This is a genomic window from Bacillus sp. FSL P4-0290 (assembly GCF_037975435.1).
Lineage (GTDB): Bacteria > Bacillota > Bacilli > Bacillales > Bacillaceae > Bacillus > Bacillus subtilis.
In genome coordinates, this window is the sequence record NZ_CP150253.1 from 832,232 (window position 1) to 851,441 (window position 19,210).

A 19,210-nucleotide genomic window follows, 5' to 3' on the forward strand; every position below is an offset into this window, starting at 1 on the left:
CTTTCTATGCGCAATATAGGTATGTTTTATTCTAACAGAATTCCATCAGAAAAAAACCCTATTCTAAAAGCAGGCTTTTCATTCCAAAAAAGTGAAGACATCAGTTGAAAAGGAAATGAACATCCTACTAAGATATTCATGAAGGTTTCTTTTTAGAGAAATAGGGGCAAAGAATAGGGAGGTTGCACATCATGATAAGCGTGTTATTTGTTTGTTTAGGTAACATTTGCCGGTCTCCGATGGCGGAAGCGATTTTTCGGGACCTGGCAGCCAAAAAAGGATTAGAGGGGAAAATCAAGGCGGACTCAGCCGGTATTGGCGGCTGGCACATCGGCAACCCCCCGCATGAGGGAACGCAGGAGATATTGCGCAGAGAAGGAATCAGCTTTGATGGCATGCTGGCGCGTCAAGTCAGCGAACAGGATCTGGACGATTTTGATTACATCATTGCGATGGACGCAGAAAATATCGGGAGCCTCAGAAGCATGGCGGGTTTTAAAAACACCTCGCATATCAAAAGGCTCTTGGACTATGTTGAAGATTCAGATCTGGCTGACGTACCCGATCCTTACTACACAGGGAACTTTGAAGAGGTCTGCCAATTAATCAAAACGGGCTGTGAGCAGTTGCTTGCATCCATTCAAAAAGAAAAACAATTGTGAGTGAAAGGAGAATTTGCATGAACAACGAACGTTTAATGCTGAAAGGGATATTTCTCGGAGCTGCGGCAGGCGCGGCGTTATCACTGCTCCATAAGCCGACAAGACAGGCGTGCGGCATGAGATGGCTGACATGCAAGCATAAACTTTCACTGTACAAAAGCAACCCGGAGCTGTTAAAAAACACTGTTATCACAAAAGTGGATGAGGCCAAAAAGCTCGCCCAAACGCTTTCAAAGGAAGTCGACTTTGTGAACCAGCAGGTGAAAGAGCTGAAGAAAACAACGCCGCAAGTGATGGAACTCGTGCAAGAAACGAAAGAGCATTTTTCAAAAAAATGATCAAACATGCGAGGTGAGACGACATGAGTTTTTTGAAAGAGCTTTTCAGCAGATACACCCTTCATGAAGGACAAAGTAAATCAGCGGAGCTGGCGTATTTTTTTCTATTGTCACTGTTTCCGTTTTTGATTTTTATGCTGACGCTCACCGCGTATCTTCCGCTTTCTACTGATGATGTTTTAGGAGTCATAGAACAATATGCTCCCGCCAGTGCGATGTCTCTCGTTGAATCCATTACCCATCAAACCTTAAATAATCGAAATGGCGGTTTGCTGTCATTCGGGATTATCGCCGCATTATGGTCTGCGTCTAATGGAATGAACGCGATCGTCCGGTCGCTAAACCACGCGTATGATGTGGAAGAAAACCGCTCTTTTATCATTGTTCGTCTAACCTCGATTTTTTTGACGATTGCCATGGTATTTACGATTTTAGTGGCTTTGCTTCTGCCGGTATTTGGCCGGGAGATTGGAAGGCTCGCTTCTGACTTTGTCGGCGCGTCGGATCTGTTTTTATCCGTCTGGGCCGCCATTCGCTGGGGTGTCAGCCCGCTTGTGCTTTTGATTGTTTTTTCCGCGCTGTATGTGATTGCGCCGAACAAAAAGCTGTCTCTTCGGTTTGTCATGCCGGGTGCGGTCTTTGCGACTATCGGCTGGATCATTGTCAGCACATTGTTTTCATTTTACGTCAGCACGTTTGCGAACTATAGCGCCACTTACGGGAGCATCGGGGGAATCATCGTTCTGATGATTTGGTTTTACTTGAGCGGCATTTTAATTATCCTAGGCGGAGAAATCAACGCTCTTTTACATAAACGTAAAAAGCTTCCTGATGAAAATCCCTACCATTAGCGCACCCTATAAACGAACTTCGGTTCAAAAAGAAGTCGGGGGGACATCGTGATGACCAAGCATACGAAAAAAGGCGGAAGCCATAACAAACAAAACTCGAAAAGCAAATCGAGCCATAAAACAAGCGGAAGCGCCAACGGACAAAACGGCTACCATTAGCATAAAAGCCTCCTGACATGATGTCGGGAGGCTTTTTGATTAAGAAGATGAAGAATAGGTTTCAGCCGGTGACCAGCTTTTCGGTTTGCCCAGCACAAGGGCCAGCCACACAGCGCTAAGCGTGAGAGTAATGAAGTAGAACAAGTTTGCGCTTTCAAATGTCTGCATATACCAGCCGCCGGCAACCGGGCCGAGGATGCTGCCGAGACTGAATGTAATGCCGCAAAGCAGGTTTCCCGCCGGCAGGAGGTGAGGCGGAAGAAGATCTGTCATATAGCTGATGCCAAGTGTAAAGGTTGATCCGACTGCCATTCCTGCAATAAAAAAGCAGCCGCCGATCACGTAGGGCGAAGGAAATACACCGGCGATGAAAAAGCAAAGAGCCCCAGTCAGCAAAATCACCAGCAGCACATTCCGCCTGCCGTATTTATCGCTGAGGATGCCGAGCGGAAACTGAAAGATAATGCTTCCAATCGCAAATGCGGGAAGGATGATCGCTACTGCGTCTACTGATATCCCCAAACGGAGCGCGTACACCGGAAAGCTTCCGTTCAGCGCCGTTTCCAAAAAGCCATAGCCAAATGTAGGCATAAAGGCAACCCACCCAAACAGCATGGCCTGATAAAATCGCCTGAAACTATTGTCTGATTTGGTTTCATGAGGACTGGTTTCCGGGTATGCATTTTGTAGAAAGAAAACAAAAAGCCACGCAAACAGACTGATGCAGCCGGACACGATAAAAGGAAGCGACGGACTCAGCTTGACAAGCGGCACCATGAACGGGCCTGCGGCAAAGCCAAGGCCAAAGGAAAGCCCGTAAATAGACAGGTTTCTTCCGCGATTTTGTTTTGATGACATGGAGGTCACCCACGTTTGCGTAGAAAAGTGAAGCATGTGGTCGCCGATTCCAATGAACAGGCGAAGCAGGAACCAGACCCAAACTGACTGAAGCCAAATAAATCCGAATAAGCTTAAAATGACAATGCTTCCGCCCATGACGATCAGCGGCTTGAACCCGAGCTTTCTGAGCGGCGCTTCCATAAACGGCGAAGCCAAAAGCACACCGATATACAGCCCGGTCGCGTGCAGGCCGTTGATAGCAGCGGATTCTCCATTTGTTTCAAAAATGATTGAAATGACAGGCAGCAGCATGCCTTGTGAAAACCCGGAAATGGATACGAGCAAGACAAGGATAAAGAAATGAAATCGTGACATCGTGTCAGTTCTCCTTATGTGGAATCTATGTTGATCGTACAATGTTTTCCAAAAGCAGGCAACCTGAAAAAAGCCTATATCACGCTATACATTTGCCCTCGTGTAATCATGAAGGTTTTTGTGAAGAATAAAAATAAAACAAGTCATAAAAAAGGAGCTATTTCACCATGAATCGTATCTTTTTTATTTTAGTGGCGGCCGGTGTTCCGCTTTCTGTGATTGGCAGTTTGATGCATTGGCCTTCCGCGGTTCTATTTGCCGTTTATTGCGTGACGATTATCGCTCTTGCAAGCTATATGGGGAGGGCGACAGAATCACTGTCCATCATTGCAGGACCGCGTATCGGCGGTTTGTTGAATGCAACCTTCGGGAATGCGGTGGAGCTGATTATTTCCCTTTTTGCATTAAAAGAAGGCCTGACAGGAATCGTTCTTGCCTCTTTAACCGGTTCAGTGCTGGGGAACCTGCTGCTGGTAGCGGGCCTATCGTTTTTTGTCGGCGGTTTAAAATATAAGCGGCAGGAATTTAATATCCATGATGCCCGCCATAACTCCGGGCTTCTGATTTTTGCCATCATTGTCGCCTTTGTGATTCCGGAGGTATTCTCTGTTGGTATGGGAAACGCCAGCAAGCTCAATTTAAGCATCGGCATCAGCATCATTATGATTCTGTTGTATGTGGCGGCGCTGTACTTTAAACTTGTCACGCATCGGGGCGTTTATCAGCCGAATAATGCCGCTCAGACTGAAGAAGAGGAAGAGCCGGAATGGTCAGGGAAGGTTGCGACGATTGTCTTGTTTGCGGCAACGATTGTGGTGGCATACATATCCGAAAACCTGGTCCATACCTTTCACTCGGTGGCTGAACAGTTCGGGTGGAGCGAGCTGTTTATCGGGGTCATCATCGTGGCGATTGTAGGAAATGCGGCGGAGCACGCGTCAGCGATTATTATGGCCTTCAAAAATAAAATGGACATTGCGGTTGAAATTGCAGTCGGCTCTACGCTGCAGATCGCTATGTTTGTCGCACCGGTTCTCGTCATCTGTTCTATCTTTTTTCCGACAAGCATGCCGCTTGTATTTACATTGCCTGAGCTCGTCGCGATGGTATCAGCGGTTCTCTTGATGATCGCGATTTCGAATGACGGGGATTCCAACTGGTTTGAAGGTGCGACACTGCTTGCTGCATATGTCATTATGGCGATCGGCTTTTTCCTTCTTTAACCTGAAAAAATGATGGATAACAACAAAGCGGGATGAAAAGACTAAGGGAAAATGCCATAGAAAGAGTGATATGATGAAAAAGCTATTTCATTCCACACTTATCGTGTTGTTATTCTTTAGTTTTTTCGGCGTTCAGCCCATCCACGCGAAAAAGCAGTTTAAGGTTCCTAATTCTGTCGCAAGCATTTCAAAGGAAAACACGTATCCGAATGCTTCACAGGATCAGCCAATGCTTCAGCCGAGCAAGCTGGCAAAGGAATTGCTCGATCATTCTGAGGTGAAGATTGAAAATCCGCATCTCATCAAAATGCTGAATGAATCCAACATATCCGGCACACCGCTTGCAGTAGGGTACCGGGCGACAATATTTCTCGGGAAATGGGCGCTCGGCTATGAATCAAATGAAACAGTCGCAAACTGGGAATATAAAAAAATCAATACAAACCGTGCGGATAACCGCGGCGGGAAAGAAACGGCTGAAATGCATTATGCCCAGGAACAGCAGTACAGAGTGAAGGGCGGCCTGACAGCTAAAGTTCCAAATGCTGAAGATGTCAAAAGCATGATGATGCAAAAAGCAATGAAGAAAACGGACCTCCCGCTTGCATTTGAGACGGTCATTGGGGCTGGCACAAAACGGGATCAGATTTATAAAGTCGCTCCTAAAAAAATCGGTTATTTACATGCATATGCACCGGCTGTGAATGAAAAAGGAAAAGTAACTTACGGAGAAGTGTACTTAGTGCTGAAAGGAAATAAACGAAAACTCGTCGTGAAAAATGTCACGTCACAGGGCATCGGCGCGTGGATTCCGGTTCAAGATCATGTCACATTTGGCTTTCAGCTTTCCTCACTGCCAAGATAAATAAAAAACTGATTCCAACTCGGAATCAGTTTTTTTGTTTATTGGGTTCTCTCGATTCGGACCGCTTCCTCAAGCATTTGCACATTGTTTTGGTAGAGCAGGCGAACGAGAACCCGTCTGACTGCAAGGCTGGCACTGAAATAATCATCATCTTTCACCATGCCTTTAACCGTAAATTCGACGCCGCGATTGATTTTATTCAATGCGGTGATGCCGTGGATTTGAAATGGTTCTGTCGGATTGCCGAATACATCCCGCTTCAATGAATCACGAAGCTCTTCATTCAGCATGTCACATGCCTCTTCCAACACGCTGTACACGCGGTCCGGATCTTCTTTAAAGCTGATAAGAAAGGATTCGGTAATCCGCATAAAATCAATATTATAGTTCTCTATTTGTCTGACCTCGCCGTTGCTGATGGTGAGCAGCTTCCCGCTCCATTCTCGGATTTGCAGCGAGCGGAGGCCGATTTCCTCCACTGTCCCGTTGAACAAGTTGTTGACGGTGACATAATCGCCTTTGTGCAGCTGGCGTTCATATATTAAGAACACACCAGCCAGCACATCTTTGATCAGCGATTGGGCGCCAAAACCGATCACGATACCTGCTACGCCCGCCCCGGCCAATATCTTGCCGAAATCATGCACAAATAAAGAAATAACGTAAAAAATAAAACCAATTGTCGCCGTATACTGGGTGACAGAACGGACAAGGCTTTCAATCGTTTTTTCCTTTTTTTCTTCAATAAAATCCGTCCGTTTAAAAAATAGCTGTACCAGCCGGTTGATGATAAAGACACCGATCCAAAGGATAACGGCAACGAGGAGAATATCGACGATTTTAGTTTGAAAAATCTCCGTAAGTGTTTCTTTCATCCGCATCTAACTCCTGGCTTGACGTTTTGTGAAGTCTGTATCCTGATAATAACTGTTTTTGACAAGAACATTCGGTCCGAGGCACCGGACATTCGGGCAGTGGCAACTTAGTTCTTTCGCAAGCTTGGTCTCTCTCCACTTTTCATAGGCGGAAGGGAGGCTGTCCGTCTGAATGTTGCCAAGCGGCGGGGTATCACCGAAATCGGTCACGATAATGTTTCCGTCGAAAATGTTCACATTCAGGCGGGACCGGCCGTCAGGGTCATTTCGCACTGTGACGTTTTTCGCCGCGCGAAGCCGGCGAAGCAGCTTTTGGTCGTCTTCGTCCGGACTGCAGGCATAAAACGGCAGCGTTCCGAACAGCATCCACGTATTTTCATCACGAATATCCAGCAAGCGGTGAATGGCCTGTCTCATCTCTTTCAGGCTGAGGGATTCAAGAGCGCTTGCGAAATCGCTTGGATACATTGGGTGGACCTCGTGACGCTGACATTTCATATCTTCTGTGATTTGGCGGTGAATATGCTCAATATGCGGAAGAGTTCGTTTGTTCAGCATCGTTTCCGCAGATACCATTACTCCGGCATCCACGAGCGTGCGGCTGTTTTCGATCATTTTTTCAAAATAGCGCGCGCGCTGTTCGAAGGTCGGTTTTCTGTCCATCATGGCAAAGCCGATTTCAGCAAAATCTTCAACTGTACCCCAGTTATGAGAAATATGTAGCACATCGAGATACGGAATGATCCATTCGTACCGCTCGATGTCGAGGGTCAGATTTGAATTAATTTGTGTCCGCACACCCCGTTCATGGGCATATTTCAATAAAGGAACAACATATTCTTTTACTGATTTCAACGAAAGCATCGGCTCTCCGCCTGTGATGCTGATGGATCTGAGGCGCGGGATTTCCTCCAGCCGTTTTAACAGAAGATCTATTGGCAGAGCATTCGGGTCTTTAGGCTGCAATGTATAGCCTACAGCACAATGCTCGCATCTCATATTGCACAGTGTCGTCGTTGTGAATTCAACGTTTGTCAGCTGCATGTCTCCGTATTGGTCAACATCCATATAGGCTTCCCAAGGGTCAAACTCGGGCGTAATCGGACGCAGCTTCGTGTTTTGTGTCATGACTATCTAACTCCTTTATAAATGGGCATACTAACGCTGCCAACAGTTAATTTTAGACCTGATTTGCCAAGATCGCAAGTAGCGCGGCGATTGAAAAACCGCAAAAAATGAGCTACCATTATAAAAAATGAATGGAGGAACAGAATGGGGAACGCCGTAAACAATAAAGATCAGCAGATTGATTATTTAAAGAACAGACTTGACATGTTTATGAACGTCATCGATTCATTAGACCCTGAAGCAACCGACGTTGAAGATATAGACAGGCTCATCAGCATGCTTGATGACCTGGAAGCCAAATACGAACGTTTTAAAAAAGATTGGGAATAAAACCGCGCGCCCGCCGCGGTTTTTTTATTGGCATAAAGCAACAGTATAAAACAAAGTCTCTATCTGTAAAATAAGAAAAAATGCAGAAGGAGCGCTGGCCATGAAGTGGATGTGTTCAATATGCTGCGCCGCCGTATTGCTTGCCGGAGGTGCAGCACAGGCGGAAGCGGTGCCGAATGAGCCGATTAATTGGGGCTTTAAACGAAGTGTCAATCATCAGCCGCCAGATGCCGGGAAGCAGCTGAACAGTTTAATTGAAAAATATGACGCGTTTTATTTAGGGAATACAAAGGAAAAAACGATTTACTTAACGTTTGATAACGGATATGAAAATGGCTATACGCCAAAAGTGCTTGATGTCTTAAAAAAACATCGCGTAACAGGAACGTTTTTTGTCACCGGGCATTTCGTAAAGGACCAGCCTCAGCTGATCAAACGAATGTCAGATGAGGGCCATATTATCGGCAACCATTCCTTTCACCATCCGGATTTAACGACAAAAACAGCTGATCAGATTCAGGATGAACTAGATTCAGTCAACGAAGAGGTTTATAAAATTACGGGAAAGCAGGACAATCTGTACTTGCGTCCGCCGCGTGGCGTGTTCAGTGAGTACGTACTGAAAGAAACGAAACGCCTCGGCTATCAAACCGTTTTCTGGTCGGTCGCTTTTGTTGATTGGAAAATCAACAACCAAAAGGGGAAGAAATATGCCTACGATCATATGATTAAGCAGGCGCACCCGGGAGCCATTTACCTGCTGCACACCGTATCAAGGGACAATGCTGAAGCACTGGATGACGCGATTACAGATCTGAAAAAACAGGGCTACACTTTTAAAAGCATTGATGATCTGATGTTTGAGAAAGAAATGAAGATGCCGTCCTTGTAATGAGAAGAGCCTCTCCTGAAATGGAGAGGCTTTTCTTTATTTTATACATTTAATCAGTGCGGCCCAGTCCAGATCTCCGAAGCCCTGTTCAATCCCGCTTTCAAAATGGCTCTTGGCCAGCTCGGCAAGAGGAAGATTTGCAGAAACCCGTTTTGCGGCGGCGAGTGCCAGGTTGGTATCCTTCAGCCCTAAAGACATTTTGAAGCCGGCCGGCTCAAATTTCTGCTCGGCCATAATGGTTCCGTAATTTTGATAGACTGGAGAACCAAAGAGCGCGCTGGCGATTTCTAAAAATTGTTTTTGTTCTAAGCCGTATTTCTCCATCATTAAGAAGGATTCAGATAACGCCTCCAGCATAGACACGAGTAAGAAATTGATGCTGATTTTCGCTGCATTTGCTATCTTGCTTTCTTCGCCGACGTCAAATACCTGCTGGCTGAGGCTGTCGAGCAGAGGCTTGGCGGTTTGCTTCGCTTCCGCCGGTCCTGCTGTTATGATGCGAAGCGCGGCTTTGGCTGCGGCATCCGGTCTGCCAAGGACGGGAGCGGCGAGAAAGGATTGTCCTTTCTCTGCATGAGCCGCTGCGAGCTTTTCTGAGAACTCAACACTGATTGTGCTCATCGAGATGTGAATGCCGTTCTCTGCTAATCCTTCAAGCAGCCCGTCTTCTCCGAATGTCACGGTGCTGACAGAATCATCATCTGCAAGCATTGTGATGACAATATCAGCGGACTTTGCCGCCAGCCGCGGCGTATCAGCTGCCTGTGCGCCTGCTGTGACAAGGTCTTCTGTCTTTTGTTTCGTCCGGTTATAGACAGTCAATTCGTAGCCTGCTTGAAGAACATTTCGGGCAATGGGCTGTCCCATATTGCCGAGTCCGATGACAGCAATTTTCAATCTGATCACTCCCTGAATATTTTTTCCATTATAAACAATATAAACAGAATATGCATAGCAATCGGCTTACAACAAAAAAGAACAGCTTCCCGCTGCCCTCATTTAAAAATATTGAACCATCCTTTATGTACAAACCAAATCAGCATCCCGATTACAAGCGCAGCCATCAGGCCAAGTACAGCAAAATATCCGTATTTCCAATGCAGCTCCGGCATGAAGTCGAAATTCATACCGTATACACCGGCAATAAAGGTGAGCGGGATGAAAATGGTTGATACGATCGTCAGTGTCATCATAATCGCATTCATCCGGTTTGAGTTTAGCGTCACGTAGCTGTCACGCAAATCGGACGTCATGTCCCGGTTGGATTCCACAATTTCAGACAACTTTAACAAATGATCGTATATGTCACTGAAGTAGGCTTTCGTTTCCCGCTGCTCTTTCACATGGTCAAGGCTTAAAATCCGATAGAGCAAATCACGCATCGGGATAATCGTCCGTCTCAAATGCAATAGGTCTGTTCTGAGATCAAACACCTCATTCATCAGCGTTCCATACGTTTTGTGGGGACGGCTTTCTTCAATTTCATTCAGCCGGTCTTCGATTTTATACACGAGAGGAAAATATTCATCAACAAGCTGATCCATGATCATATAAGAAATATGCCCGGGCCCTTTTTTCAATATGTCCGGTGAAGCATACAAACGCTCCCGGACTTTAGCGATACCGGGCGTTTCGTGTAAATGAAAGGTGACGACAAATTTTTCGCCTTGAAAGATATCGACTTCCTCCGTCTCAAGTGTTTCCTTATTCAGCGCATGAATCACGTAAAAACGATAGCCGTCATAATGGTCAAGCTTCGGCCGCTGCATATGCTGGAAGCAATCCTCAATGGCAAGCGGGTGAAAATGAAAAAAATCTCTCAATAACGCCGTTTCCGTATCCTCCGGGCCGTAAAAATCAACCCAGTACCATGCAATATCAGGCTGTTCCACTCGTTCGATTGGTATATTTTTCAGCAGCTGATGCTCTGTTGTGATTGCGGTAATGTTGATCATAAACAACCCTCCACCTGCCATTATATCATGCGGTCTTTATGAGAAAAGTATACGGTACTCTCTGCCTAATTCAAGCGGCATGTTATACTGAACAAAAACGGAAAAAGGGTGGATCTCATGTGGAAGGAAAAAGTATCTGTCACGCCTCCGTATCATTTTGACCGCGTGCTGGACAGGCTGTCTTTAGACCCCCTCAATGCTGTTGATCGAGAGGCGAGGGAAGTCCGTGTGCCAATCAGAAATCAAGCGGGGGACGTATGTATTGTAAAGGTACAGGCGTTAGGCCATGCGGGCGAGCCTGAGTTCCTCGTCAGCGGGGAAACGGATCAGGGAGAAATGATGAAGGAAATCAAGCGGATTTTTCAATGGGAAAATCATTTGCAGCACGTTCTGGATCATTTTTCAAAAACGAGCCTGTCCGCCATTTTTGAAGAGCATGCAGGGACTCCGCTTGTTCTGGACTACAGCGTGTACAACTGCATGATGAAATGCATTATCCACCAGCAGCTCAATCTTTCCTTCGCTTACACGCTAACAGAACGGTTTGTTCATGCGTTTGGTGAGCAGAAGGATGGCGTGTGGTGCTACCCAAAGCCGGAAACGATTGCAGAACTCGATTATCAGGATCTGCGTGATCTGCAATTCAGCATGAGAAAAGCGGAATACACCATTGATACATCAAGGATGATCGCAGAAGGCACACTCAGCTTGTCAGAGCTGCCGCATATGGCGGATGAAGACATTATGAAGAAACTGATCAAAATCAGGGGTATCGGCCCGTGGACCGTGCAAAATATCCTCATGTTCGGACTTGGCCGTCCCAATTTATTCCCGCTTGCCGATATCGGCCTCCAGAATGCCATCAAACGCCATTTTCAGCTGGACGATAAGCCGGCAAAGGATGTCATGCTGGCGATGAGCAAGGAGTGGGAGCCTTATTTAAGCTATGCGTCTTTGTATTTGTGGAGGAGTATAGAATAATTCGTCTGACAATGAAGGAAATCCTGCAAACGTGTTATACTAGAAAGATGTGAAAAAACCATTTCACTTTCTGCCATCCGCAGAAAGCTTCATATAGAAACGGAGAGAACAACGTGAACCAACAAAAGAAACAGGCGCCCGTCGAACTGAAGGTCGGACAAACCTTTCCGCTGACGATTAAGCGTCTCGGCATTAACGGAGAAGGTGTCGGCTATTTTAAGAAAAAAGTCGTCTTCGTGCCCGGCGCGCTTCCTGGCGAAGAAGTTGTTGTGCAGGCCACAAAGGTCCAGCCGAAGTTTTCGGAGGGCCGCATTAAGAAAATCCGCAAGGCATCTGAGCACCGGGTGGCACCGCCTTGCCCTGTTTATGAACAATGCGGCGGATGTCAGCTTCAGCACCTTGCATACAGCCAGCAGCTTCGGGAAAAACGCGATATCGTCATTCAGTCTCTTGAACGCCATACGAAGTTTAAAGTTGAAAACATGGAAATCAAAGAAACGATTGGCATGGACAACCCGTGGAATTACCGCAATAAAAGCCAATTCCAGATCGGGCGCTCGCAAAGCGGCAGCATCATCGCCGGCTTATACGGCCTTGATTCTCATGACATCGTGCCGATTAAAGACTGTATCGTTCAGCATCCGGCAACGAACAAAACAACAGGCATCGTCCGCCGCATTTTAGAGGACTTCAATGTGTCTGTTTATAATGAAAGAAAACGAAAAGGTGACGTTCGCACGATCGTGACGAGAGTCGGCTTTGAAACAGGCGAAGTGCAGGTCGTGCTTGTAACCGCAAAAGAAACGCTTCCGCACAAGGAAGAAATCGTCAAAGCGATTCAAAAGCGATTGCCAGAGGTCAAATCCATTATTCAGAATGTAAACGGGGCGAAAACTTCAGTGATTTTCGGTGAGAAAACAAAACCGCTCGCCGGAAAAACAGTGATTCAAGAAGTGCTCGGCGACGTATCTTTTGAATTGAGCGCCCGCGCTTTCTTCCAGCTCAATCCGGAACAGACCGTCAAGCTGTATGATGAAGTGAAAAAAGCGGCGCAGCTGACCGGAAAAGAAAAAGTCGTTGATGCGTATTGCGGCGTCGGCACTATCGGCATGTGGGTGGCGGACGGAGCGAAGGAAGTCCGCGGCATGGACGTCATCAAGGAATCAATTGACGATGCTAAGAAAAACGCCAAAAAACACGGCATGGCAAATGCCACATACGTAACAGGAACAGCCGAGCACTGGCTCCCGAAATGGACGAAAGAAGGCTTCCGCCCGGACGTCGTCATTGTAGACCCGCCAAGAACGGGCTGTGACAGCACGTTCCTGGACACGATCAAAAAAGTCAAACCGAAACGCTTTGTCTACGTTTCCTGCAATCCATCCACGCTTGCGAAGGATTTGCAGACGCTGTCGAAGGACTATCGCGTGGACTATATTCAGCCTGTCGATATGTTTCCGCAGACGGCGCATGTTGAAGCAGTGGCGAGACTTGTATTGAAATCGTCTAACTAAAATAAACAATACCTAATAAGACCTGGATTTCGGTAAAATAAACAATTCCGATTTCCGGGTCTTTTTCATGTGCAGCCCTTGTCCTGACTGTCTGTTCTCAATTTTATCTTCCTTCTCATTCTCGGAGATCTTTATTTTAACTGGCGAAAAGAGTTGAAAAAACGTGTTGAAAAGCGGGTGAAAAAAAGCGTTATTTAACCGGGAAAGTTTCCTTCCAGTATGATTAAAATACATGAGAAGAATGATGTGAAATCATAGATATTTTTTTCATAATTTGTAAAATTATATATTGACTTGCAGTTATTACGTGTGAAATATTGATGATAGGAATATAAGGAAAGGTATGGCGTATATCATTTCAAGAGTCATTCGATGTAAAAAGTTGAAACATTGTAATAAACGAAAGAGGTGAAAATGATGGCCAACCCCATTTTAAAATGAATAACGTATGAGCACTACAACAATTAAATAATAGTGCCGACGATAACAACTATTACAGTAATACCTACAATGGTTATATCCTTGCGACAATCATGCTTCATAATAATTTAGATTGACACTTGGCTAAAAAGTATTGCAGAGAAGGAAATGGATAACTAAATGGATAAAGTATATAAAAAACGACCGTTATATAAAAGAAGTTGGTTTCAAACATTTTTGGCATTTTTAGTATCTCAGCTTTATTTTAATTTTGTAGAATTAACGGGATGGGGTCCTAAGTATAGAGAAATGAATGGATTCCCAGCAAACATAGTTGAACTAGATTTCTTTCAAACATATCTTTCATTCTATGATAATCCATGGTTTAATATTATTACTGTTTTCTTGGGAGTTTTCACTATTATACAAATAATTACAGGGGTAACAAAGGATATTCGAAATTAAAGCAATAACTTCTGATGCCTTATTTAATGATGAAAGAAAATGTACACTTTCTTAATTATCTTATGAGTGAAGACTGCGACACTTAGTCAGCAGTCTATTTTATGGTTCTGGATCAGGATTACCGAATTATAACCCTATACAAATATATAGTAGGTTGCCACTTGCTGCGTTGGTTATTTTCTAAATCATGAGCAAATCCCAAATGATTCAGATTGAAGTTCTTGAATTCTTTTAAATAAGGGTTTATTTTCTCTTCTCATCCTCTTTACTCCATGTGATTCACAAGTGGTAGCAGCTTAAGTAGAGGTTTTTTCATTCTCTTGAGTATTCAGTTATACCACCCCCAACTCAATTTGCTTAATCGAAGTTTATCTCTTGAAATTAGTTTTTCCGCAAATATGATATTGAGATACGGATATGGTGTAGCGTTAAATATCTTATCTTCAATAACAGGGCAATTATTTTGCGTTGGTAATATGGAGAACTCATATGATATTCTATTTAGGTTGGAATCCTTTTTATCCAAAAGTTCAAAAGTAAGGCCACTAAGAAAGACGAAGGTCAGCGCGAGTTAACCACAATATAAAAAATAGGGTAGATAATCATCCCACGTGAAATGTTCAAAATTTACTATAGATTGATAAGAAATGCTTTCGCATGCGATAAGTGTAAAAAGAAGCATGGTCAGTTTTTAATTTGGGATAAAGGTTCAGCCGTATCCCATAATGAAAGGATTTGAATGTATTATGACAGATAATTTCTGGCGTGAATTGCCACGGCCATTTTTTGTACTGGCACCAATGGAAGATGTGACAGATGTTGTTTTCCGGCATGTAGTAAGTGAAGCAGGCAGACCGGATGTATTTTTTACAGAGTTCACAAACTCAGAGAGCTATTGCCACCCGGATGGAAAAGATAGCGTGCGCGGCCGTTTGACTTTTACAGAGGATGAACAGCCAATTGTGGCCCATATATGGGGAGATAAGCCTGAAAACTTCCGTAAAATGAGTATTGGCATGGCAGAGTTAGGATTTAAAGGACTAGATATCAATATGGGCTGCCCTGTGCCTAATGTTGCGGGGAATGGAAAGGGAAGCGGCCTTATTTGCCGTCCTGCAGTTGCGGCAGAATTAATACAAGCTGCAAAAGCAGGGGGATTGCCTGTAAGCGTGAAGACAAGACTTGGATACACGGATGTGGATGAATGGCGCGAGTGGCTGACACACATTTTGAAACAGGATATTGCCAATCTTTCTATTCATCTGCGCACAAGAGCAGAAATGAGCAAAGTAGATGCGCATTGGGAACTCATCCCGGAGATTAAGAAACTTCGTGACGAGGTGGCACCAGATACATTGTTAACAATAAACGGGGATATCCCTGACCGCCAAACTGGCTTAAAACTTGCTGAACAATACGGTGTTGATGGAATTATGATTGGGCGCGGTATTTTTACAAATCCATTTGCCTTTGAAAAGGAGCCGAAAGAGCATAGCAGCAAGGAATTGCTTGATCTCTTAAGGCTGCATCTGGATCTTCATGATAAATATTCAGCATTAGAAGCCCGTCCGTACAAGCCTCTTCCTCGCTTTTTCAAAATTTATCTCCGCGGGTTCCGAGGGGCAAGTGAATTAAGAAATCAATGCATGAACACAAAGTCAACAGATGAAGTACGTGCATTGCTCGACGACTTTGAGAGAAAGTATCTTGATGGGATAGAGTAACAGCAGTGCTTGATTCAAAAGAGGCTAACACAATTCTTGACTAAAATAAACCTGGATTTTCGGTAAATCCGGGTCTTTTTTGTACGCAGCTTTTACTCAGCCTGTCTTTTCTCTAATTTATTGTAAGTAAATAATGGTATATTTAGTGGAGATATCTTATAAAGGGGGAGAGGAAAATGAAACGACTATGCATCATCCCCTGCGGCAAGAAAAAAATCTGGGACGTCCAGCCTGATGCCGGGCCGGTAAGAGCAGAGGACGCTTATCTCAGCCCGTTTCATCAGGCGTGCGAGCGGTATGCGAAAGCATTTTTCGATGAGTGGGTGATTTTGTCGGCGAAGCACGGGTTCCTCCGCCCTGATGATCTCGTTTCGGGAAATTACGATGTCACTTTTGGCACCAGTCATCCGGAAATCATGACAGCGGACGAGCTGCGCCGTCAATTTCACGAAAAAGGCTTTTCTGATATCGAAGAGCTAGTCATGCTTGGCGGAAAAAAATATCGAAGCGTTCTAAACGCCGTCATCGGAGAGCACCAGCATATCAGCTGGCCGCTATCATCATACAAAGGCATAGGCTACATGCTCCAAGCGCTGAACCGGGCTGTTGAAGAAAAGCATGAACTGTAGCATGCACATATGAAGAAAAGAGTGTGAACATGAAAAAACTTGTGTTTGGCTTGCTTGCCATTGCATTATTCGGATGCGGACTATATATCTATCATGTATGGTTCGGTGATCCATTTTCGAAAAATGCTGCAGAACAGAAGCTAGTCTCTTATGTGAAACAAACCTATCCTAAGAAAGAAATCAAGATCACGAATGGGGTATATAACGCTAAAACCTCTGAATATGTATTCGGAGCAACCTCCCAATCTCATCGCTACCCAATGTGTACGAAGGGATTTCTGCATCCTAAAGTAACGTGCGATGGAATTGAAGAAGCGTATACCGAATCAGTATCAAAACATGTAAATGAAGAAGCAACGAAGGCAATCGAAGCAGATCTGAAAAAAGCGGTTCCTCGACTTATAAAAGCTGATGCTGCTTTGAGTATTGAAAACGGACAGTTCACGTTAGATACAAAATGGAACAAACAGCTGGCTGAAAAAGCGCCTATGAGCATGACGATTCAGTTAGACGCCAGCGGGTTATCAAAAACAGATGCCGCAAAGATGGCGGAAACGGTCAGAAAAACGCTTAATGAAAAGGGATATACATACTCAAACGGCACGATAGACTGTATGCAGAAGGACGGGGACGGCGGTATCGGATATGTCAAATATTCAATTGATTTTCTTTCAAAAGCAGCTATTCAGTCAAACGATGCAGAGGAACTAGGAAGTTAAAAAGATTTCCAAGGAAATAAATACGTCGATCATTGTCAAAGGCCGGGTGATATCCGGTCTTTTTTTTGCATGCTGTAAAACGAGACAAATGAATCAGTTTGAGACAAAACGAGACACACGTCTCAAACTGTCTCCAAGGTGAAGACGAGAAGACTGATTTTACGGGCTCAAAAGACTGGCACACTTCTTGCATTTATAATGGTGAACCCTAAATAGAAGGAGGCGCACAAAATGAAATTGTTAAAACGAGAAGGCTTGTCATTAACTGAGGAAAAAGCGCTGTGGATGTACCAAAAGATGCTGGAGATCAGGGGCTTTGAAGACAAAGTGCATGAACTGTTCGCCCAGGGAGTGCTTCCCGGATTCGTTCATTTATATGCCGGTGAGGAAGCCGTGGCTGTAGGGGTGTGCGCTCATTTACATGATGGCGACAGCATTACAAGCACCCACAGGGGACATGGACATTGTATCGCCAAAGGCTGTGATTTGGACGGCATGATGGCGGAAATTTTCGGGAAAGCGACCGGATTGTGCAAAGGCAAGGGCGGTTCTATGCACATTGCGGATCTTGATAAAGGCATGTTAGGCGCAAATGGAATCGTCGGGGGCGGCTTTACGCTCGCATGCGGATCAGCGCTCACGGCTAAATATAAACAGACTAAAAATGTAAGCGTTTGCTTTTTCGGGGACGGGGCAAATAACCAAGGCACCTTCCACGAAGGGCTGAATTTAGCGGCTGTATGGAACCTTCCTGTCGTATTTGTTGCTGAAAACAACGGCTATGGCGAAGCCACCCCATTTGAGTACGCATCAGCCTGTGATTCAATCGCCGATCGGGCGGCTGCTTATAACATGCCGGGGGTTACAGTTGACGGCAAAGATATTTTAGCAGTTTACCAGGCAGCCGAGGAAGCGATAGAAAGAGCAAGAAACGGCGGAGGCCCATCTTTGATTGAATGTATGACCTACAGAAACTACGGCCATTTCGAAGGAGATGCCCAAACCTATAAAACGAAGGATGAAAGAGTTGAGCACCTTGAAGAAAAGGATGCCATTCAAGGTTTTAAAAACTACCTTTTAAAAGAAACAGATGCTAATAAGCTGTCAGACATTGAACAGCGTGTCAGCGAATCGATTGAAAAAGCCGTCTCGTTCAGCGAAGACAGCCCATATCCAAAAGATTCGGAGCTGCTGACAGATGTGTACGTGTCATATGAAAAAGGAGGAATGTAAGAGATGGCGAGAGTCATAAGCATGTCAGACGCGATCAATGAAGCAATGAAGCTTGCGATGAGAAGAGACGAAGATGTGCTTTTGATCGGTGAGGATGTCGCCGGGGGAGCGGCGGTCGATCATTTGCAGGATGATGAAGCATGGGGCGGTGTATTAGGGGTCACGAAGGGACTCGTACAGGAATTCGGGCGTACAAGAGTGCTGGACACTCCGATTTCTGAGGCAGGCTATATGGGGGCGGCTATGGCTGCGGCATCAACCGGTTTGAGACCGATTGCCGAGCTGATGTTTAACGATTTTATCGGCACGTGCTTTGATCAGGTGATCAACCAAGGGGCGAAATTCCGTTATATGTTCGGCGGAAAAGCGCAAGTGCCGATTACCGTCCGCACCACATACGGAGCAGGGTTCCGGGCCGCTGCCCAGCATTCACAATCGCTGTATGGCCTTTTCACGAGCATCCCTGGACTGAAGACAGTTGTTCCATCCAATCCGTATGATGCCAAAGGTCTTTTGCTTGCAGCAATAGAAGATAATGATCCGGTGTTCTTCTTTGAAGACAAAACGTCCTACAACATGAAGGGCGAGGTGCCGGAAGATTATTATACAATTCCCCTCGGAAAAGCGGATATCAAACGCGAAGGCAATGATGTTACGCTCTTTGCAGTCGGCAAGCAGGTCAATACTGCCCTTGAAGCGGCTGCACAGCTTTCAGAGAGGGGCATCGAAGCCGAGGTCCTTGATCCCCGCAGTCTGTCTCCTCTGGATGAGGATGCGATTTTCACATCGTTAGAAAAAACAAACCGGCTGATCATCATTGATGAAGCCAATCCGCGATGCAGCATTGCCACGGATATTGCTGCGATTGTCGCTGACAAGGGCTTTGATTTGCTTGATGCGCCGATTAAACGGATTACAGCGCCGCATACACCGGTTCCGTTTTCACCAGTGCTTGAAGATCAATATTTGCCGACACCAGATAAAATTGTCAGCGTCACGCTTGAATTGCTTGGCGAGCCGGCAATGAATTAA

Annotated in this window: 20 protein-coding genes; 15 read left to right on the forward strand and 5 right to left on the reverse strand. The window is 45.3% G+C overall.

What is annotated here, in order from left to right; all coding sequences use genetic code 11:
* The first annotated feature begins 191 nt into the window (after positions 1–191).
* The 3 genes from yfkJ to MKY10_RS04240 are packed head-to-tail and all read left to right on the forward strand — an operon-like array spanning position 192 to position 1,851.
* Positions 192–662 (forward strand): protein-tyrosine-phosphatase, encoded by a 471-nt coding sequence (gene yfkJ, locus MKY10_RS04230; RefSeq protein ID WP_003243480.1) that lies wholly within the window; start codon positions 192–194, stop codon positions 660–662.
* Between the two features lie 17 nt (positions 663–679).
* Positions 680–1,000, forward strand: a complete 321-nt coding sequence (locus MKY10_RS04235; protein ID WP_003233665.1) for a hypothetical protein — start codon at positions 680–682, stop codon at positions 998–1,000.
* Between the two features lie 23 nt (positions 1,001–1,023).
* The gene (locus MKY10_RS04240; protein WP_003242564.1) at positions 1,024–1,851 is read left to right on the forward strand and encodes a YihY family inner membrane protein; all 828 of its coding nucleotides are present in this window, start codon (positions 1,024–1,026) and stop codon (positions 1,849–1,851) included.
* A gap of 198 nt (positions 1,852–2,049) precedes the next feature.
* Here MKY10_RS04240 and MKY10_RS04245 read toward each other — a convergent pair whose 3' ends face one another.
* On the reverse strand, positions 2,050–3,225 hold the full coding sequence (locus tag MKY10_RS04245; protein ID WP_003243008.1) for an MFS transporter: 1,176 nt from the start codon (positions 3,223–3,225) through the stop codon (positions 2,050–2,052).
* Positions 3,226–3,392: 167 nt separating this feature from the next.
* Here MKY10_RS04245 and cax point away from each other — a divergent pair, with 167 nt between their 5' ends.
* Positions 3,393–4,448: a calcium/proton exchanger gene (gene cax / locus MKY10_RS04250; protein ID WP_003242902.1), complete on the forward strand. Its 1,056-nt coding sequence runs from the start codon at positions 3,393–3,395 to the stop codon at positions 4,446–4,448.
* Between the two features lie 70 nt (positions 4,449–4,518).
* A complete protein-coding gene (locus MKY10_RS04255; protein WP_076458585.1) occupies positions 4,519–5,313 on the forward strand; it encodes a YfkD famly protein in 795 nt (264 codons plus the stop codon).
* Between the two features lie 38 nt (positions 5,314–5,351).
* On the opposite strand, the gene mscC is transcribed toward MKY10_RS04255, so the two are convergent.
* Complete coding sequence (gene mscC / locus MKY10_RS04260) at positions 5,352–6,194, reverse strand: mechanosensitive ion channel protein MscC (RefSeq protein ID WP_080348125.1); 843 nt, start codon at positions 6,192–6,194, stop codon at positions 5,352–5,354.
* Entirely contained in the window at positions 6,195–7,316 is a 1,122-nt protein-coding gene (gene yfkAB / locus MKY10_RS04265; protein WP_003233655.1) for a radical SAM/CxCxxxxC motif protein YfkAB, read from the reverse strand. It lies immediately after the preceding gene.
* Positions 7,317–7,460: 144 nt separating this feature from the next.
* Here yfkAB and MKY10_RS04270 point away from each other — a divergent pair, with 144 nt between their 5' ends.
* Positions 7,461–7,646, forward strand: a complete 186-nt coding sequence (locus MKY10_RS04270) for an SE1561 family protein (RefSeq protein ID WP_003223132.1) — start codon at positions 7,461–7,463, stop codon at positions 7,644–7,646.
* A 100-nt stretch (positions 7,647–7,746) separates the two neighbouring features.
* Positions 7,747–8,538 (forward strand): delta-lactam-biosynthetic de-N-acetylase, encoded by a 792-nt coding sequence (pdaA, locus tag MKY10_RS04275; RefSeq protein ID WP_014479173.1) that lies wholly within the window; start codon positions 7,747–7,749, stop codon positions 8,536–8,538.
* Positions 8,539–8,574: 36 nt separating this feature from the next.
* Here pdaA and MKY10_RS04280 read toward each other — a convergent pair whose 3' ends face one another.
* Positions 8,575–9,435 carry an NAD(P)-dependent oxidoreductase gene (locus MKY10_RS04280; RefSeq protein ID WP_046160199.1) on the reverse strand — a complete coding sequence of 287 codons (861 nt, stop codon included), beginning with the start codon at positions 9,433–9,435 and terminating at the stop codon, positions 8,575–8,577.
* Positions 9,436–9,533: 98 nt separating this feature from the next.
* The gene (gene corA / locus MKY10_RS04285) at positions 9,534–10,493 is read right to left on the reverse strand and encodes a magnesium/cobalt transporter CorA (RefSeq protein ID WP_003233650.1); all 960 of its coding nucleotides are present in this window, start codon (positions 10,491–10,493) and stop codon (positions 9,534–9,536) included.
* A 117-nt stretch (positions 10,494–10,610) separates the two neighbouring features.
* Between corA and MKY10_RS04290 the strand changes: the two genes are divergently transcribed.
* From MKY10_RS04290 to acoB, 8 genes are all read left to right on the forward strand, one after another.
* Positions 10,611–11,474: a DNA-3-methyladenine glycosylase gene (locus tag MKY10_RS04290; RefSeq protein ID WP_015252552.1), complete on the forward strand. Its 864-nt coding sequence runs from the start codon at positions 10,611–10,613 to the stop codon at positions 11,472–11,474.
* A 113-nt stretch (positions 11,475–11,587) separates the two neighbouring features.
* Positions 11,588–12,988 carry a 23S rRNA (uracil(1939)-C(5))-methyltransferase RlmD gene (gene rlmD / locus MKY10_RS04295; RefSeq protein WP_015252551.1) on the forward strand — a complete coding sequence of 467 codons (1,401 nt, stop codon included), beginning with the start codon at positions 11,588–11,590 and terminating at the stop codon, positions 12,986–12,988.
* Positions 12,989–13,588: 600 nt separating this feature from the next.
* Complete coding sequence (locus MKY10_RS04300; RefSeq protein ID WP_015252550.1) at positions 13,589–13,873, forward strand: YfzA family protein; 285 nt, start codon at positions 13,589–13,591, stop codon at positions 13,871–13,873.
* 746 nt (positions 13,874–14,619) lie between these two features.
* Positions 14,620–15,597: a tRNA-dihydrouridine synthase gene (locus MKY10_RS04305; protein ID WP_015252549.1), complete on the forward strand. Its 978-nt coding sequence runs from the start codon at positions 14,620–14,622 to the stop codon at positions 15,595–15,597.
* A 176-nt stretch (positions 15,598–15,773) separates the two neighbouring features.
* Positions 15,774–16,226: a DUF6884 domain-containing protein gene (locus MKY10_RS04310; RefSeq protein WP_015252548.1), complete on the forward strand. Its 453-nt coding sequence runs from the start codon at positions 15,774–15,776 to the stop codon at positions 16,224–16,226.
* Between the two features lie 29 nt (positions 16,227–16,255).
* Positions 16,256–16,945 (forward strand): hypothetical protein, encoded by a 690-nt coding sequence (locus MKY10_RS04315; RefSeq protein WP_015252547.1) that lies wholly within the window; start codon positions 16,256–16,258, stop codon positions 16,943–16,945.
* 231 nt (positions 16,946–17,176) lie between these two features.
* Positions 17,177–18,178: an acetoin:2,6-dichlorophenolindophenol oxidoreductase subunit alpha gene (gene acoA / locus MKY10_RS04320; protein ID WP_003242898.1), complete on the forward strand. Its 1,002-nt coding sequence runs from the start codon at positions 17,177–17,179 to the stop codon at positions 18,176–18,178.
* A 3-nt stretch (positions 18,179–18,181) separates the two neighbouring features.
* On the forward strand, positions 18,182–19,210 hold the full coding sequence (gene acoB, locus MKY10_RS04325; protein WP_048655254.1) for an acetoin:2,6-dichlorophenolindophenol oxidoreductase subunit beta: 1,029 nt from the start codon (positions 18,182–18,184) through the stop codon (positions 19,208–19,210).

Bases quoted from the DNA above. Each gene is read 5' to 3' on its own strand.
- yfkJ (WP_003243480.1), top strand. From the start codon at position 192: ATGATAAGCGTGTTATTTGTTTGTTTAGGTAACATTTGCCGGTCTCCG.
- MKY10_RS04235 (WP_003233665.1), top strand. From the start codon at position 680: ATGAACAACGAACGTTTAATGCTGAAAGGGATATTTCTCGGAGCTGCG.
- MKY10_RS04240 (WP_003242564.1), top strand. From the start codon at position 1,024: ATGAGTTTTTTGAAAGAGCTTTTCAGCAGATACACCCTTCATGAAGGA.
- MKY10_RS04245 (WP_003243008.1), bottom strand. From the start codon at position 3,225: ATGTCACGATTTCATTTCTTTATCCTTGTCTTGCTCGTATCCATTTCC.
- cax (WP_003242902.1), top strand. From the start codon at position 3,393: ATGAATCGTATCTTTTTTATTTTAGTGGCGGCCGGTGTTCCGCTTTCT.
- MKY10_RS04255 (WP_076458585.1), top strand. From the start codon at position 4,519: ATGATGAAAAAGCTATTTCATTCCACACTTATCGTGTTGTTATTCTTT.
- mscC (WP_080348125.1), bottom strand. From the start codon at position 6,194: ATGCGGATGAAAGAAACACTTACGGAGATTTTTCAAACTAAAATCGTC.
- yfkAB (WP_003233655.1), bottom strand. From the start codon at position 7,316: ATGACACAAAACACGAAGCTGCGTCCGATTACGCCCGAGTTTGACCCT.
- MKY10_RS04270 (WP_003223132.1), top strand. From the start codon at position 7,461: ATGGGGAACGCCGTAAACAATAAAGATCAGCAGATTGATTATTTAAAG.
- pdaA (WP_014479173.1), top strand. From the start codon at position 7,747: ATGAAGTGGATGTGTTCAATATGCTGCGCCGCCGTATTGCTTGCCGGA.
- corA (WP_003233650.1), bottom strand. From the start codon at position 10,493: ATGATCAACATTACCGCAATCACAACAGAGCATCAGCTGCTGAAAAAT.
- MKY10_RS04290 (WP_015252552.1), top strand. From the start codon at position 10,611: ATGTGGAAGGAAAAAGTATCTGTCACGCCTCCGTATCATTTTGACCGC.
- MKY10_RS04300 (WP_015252550.1), top strand. From the start codon at position 13,589: ATGGATAAAGTATATAAAAAACGACCGTTATATAAAAGAAGTTGGTTT.
- MKY10_RS04305 (WP_015252549.1), top strand. From the start codon at position 14,620: ATGACAGATAATTTCTGGCGTGAATTGCCACGGCCATTTTTTGTACTG.
- MKY10_RS04310 (WP_015252548.1), top strand. From the start codon at position 15,774: ATGAAACGACTATGCATCATCCCCTGCGGCAAGAAAAAAATCTGGGAC.
- MKY10_RS04315 (WP_015252547.1), top strand. From the start codon at position 16,256: ATGAAAAAACTTGTGTTTGGCTTGCTTGCCATTGCATTATTCGGATGC.
- acoA (WP_003242898.1), top strand. From the start codon at position 17,177: ATGAAATTGTTAAAACGAGAAGGCTTGTCATTAACTGAGGAAAAAGCG.
- acoB (WP_048655254.1), top strand. From the start codon at position 18,182: ATGGCGAGAGTCATAAGCATGTCAGACGCGATCAATGAAGCAATGAAG.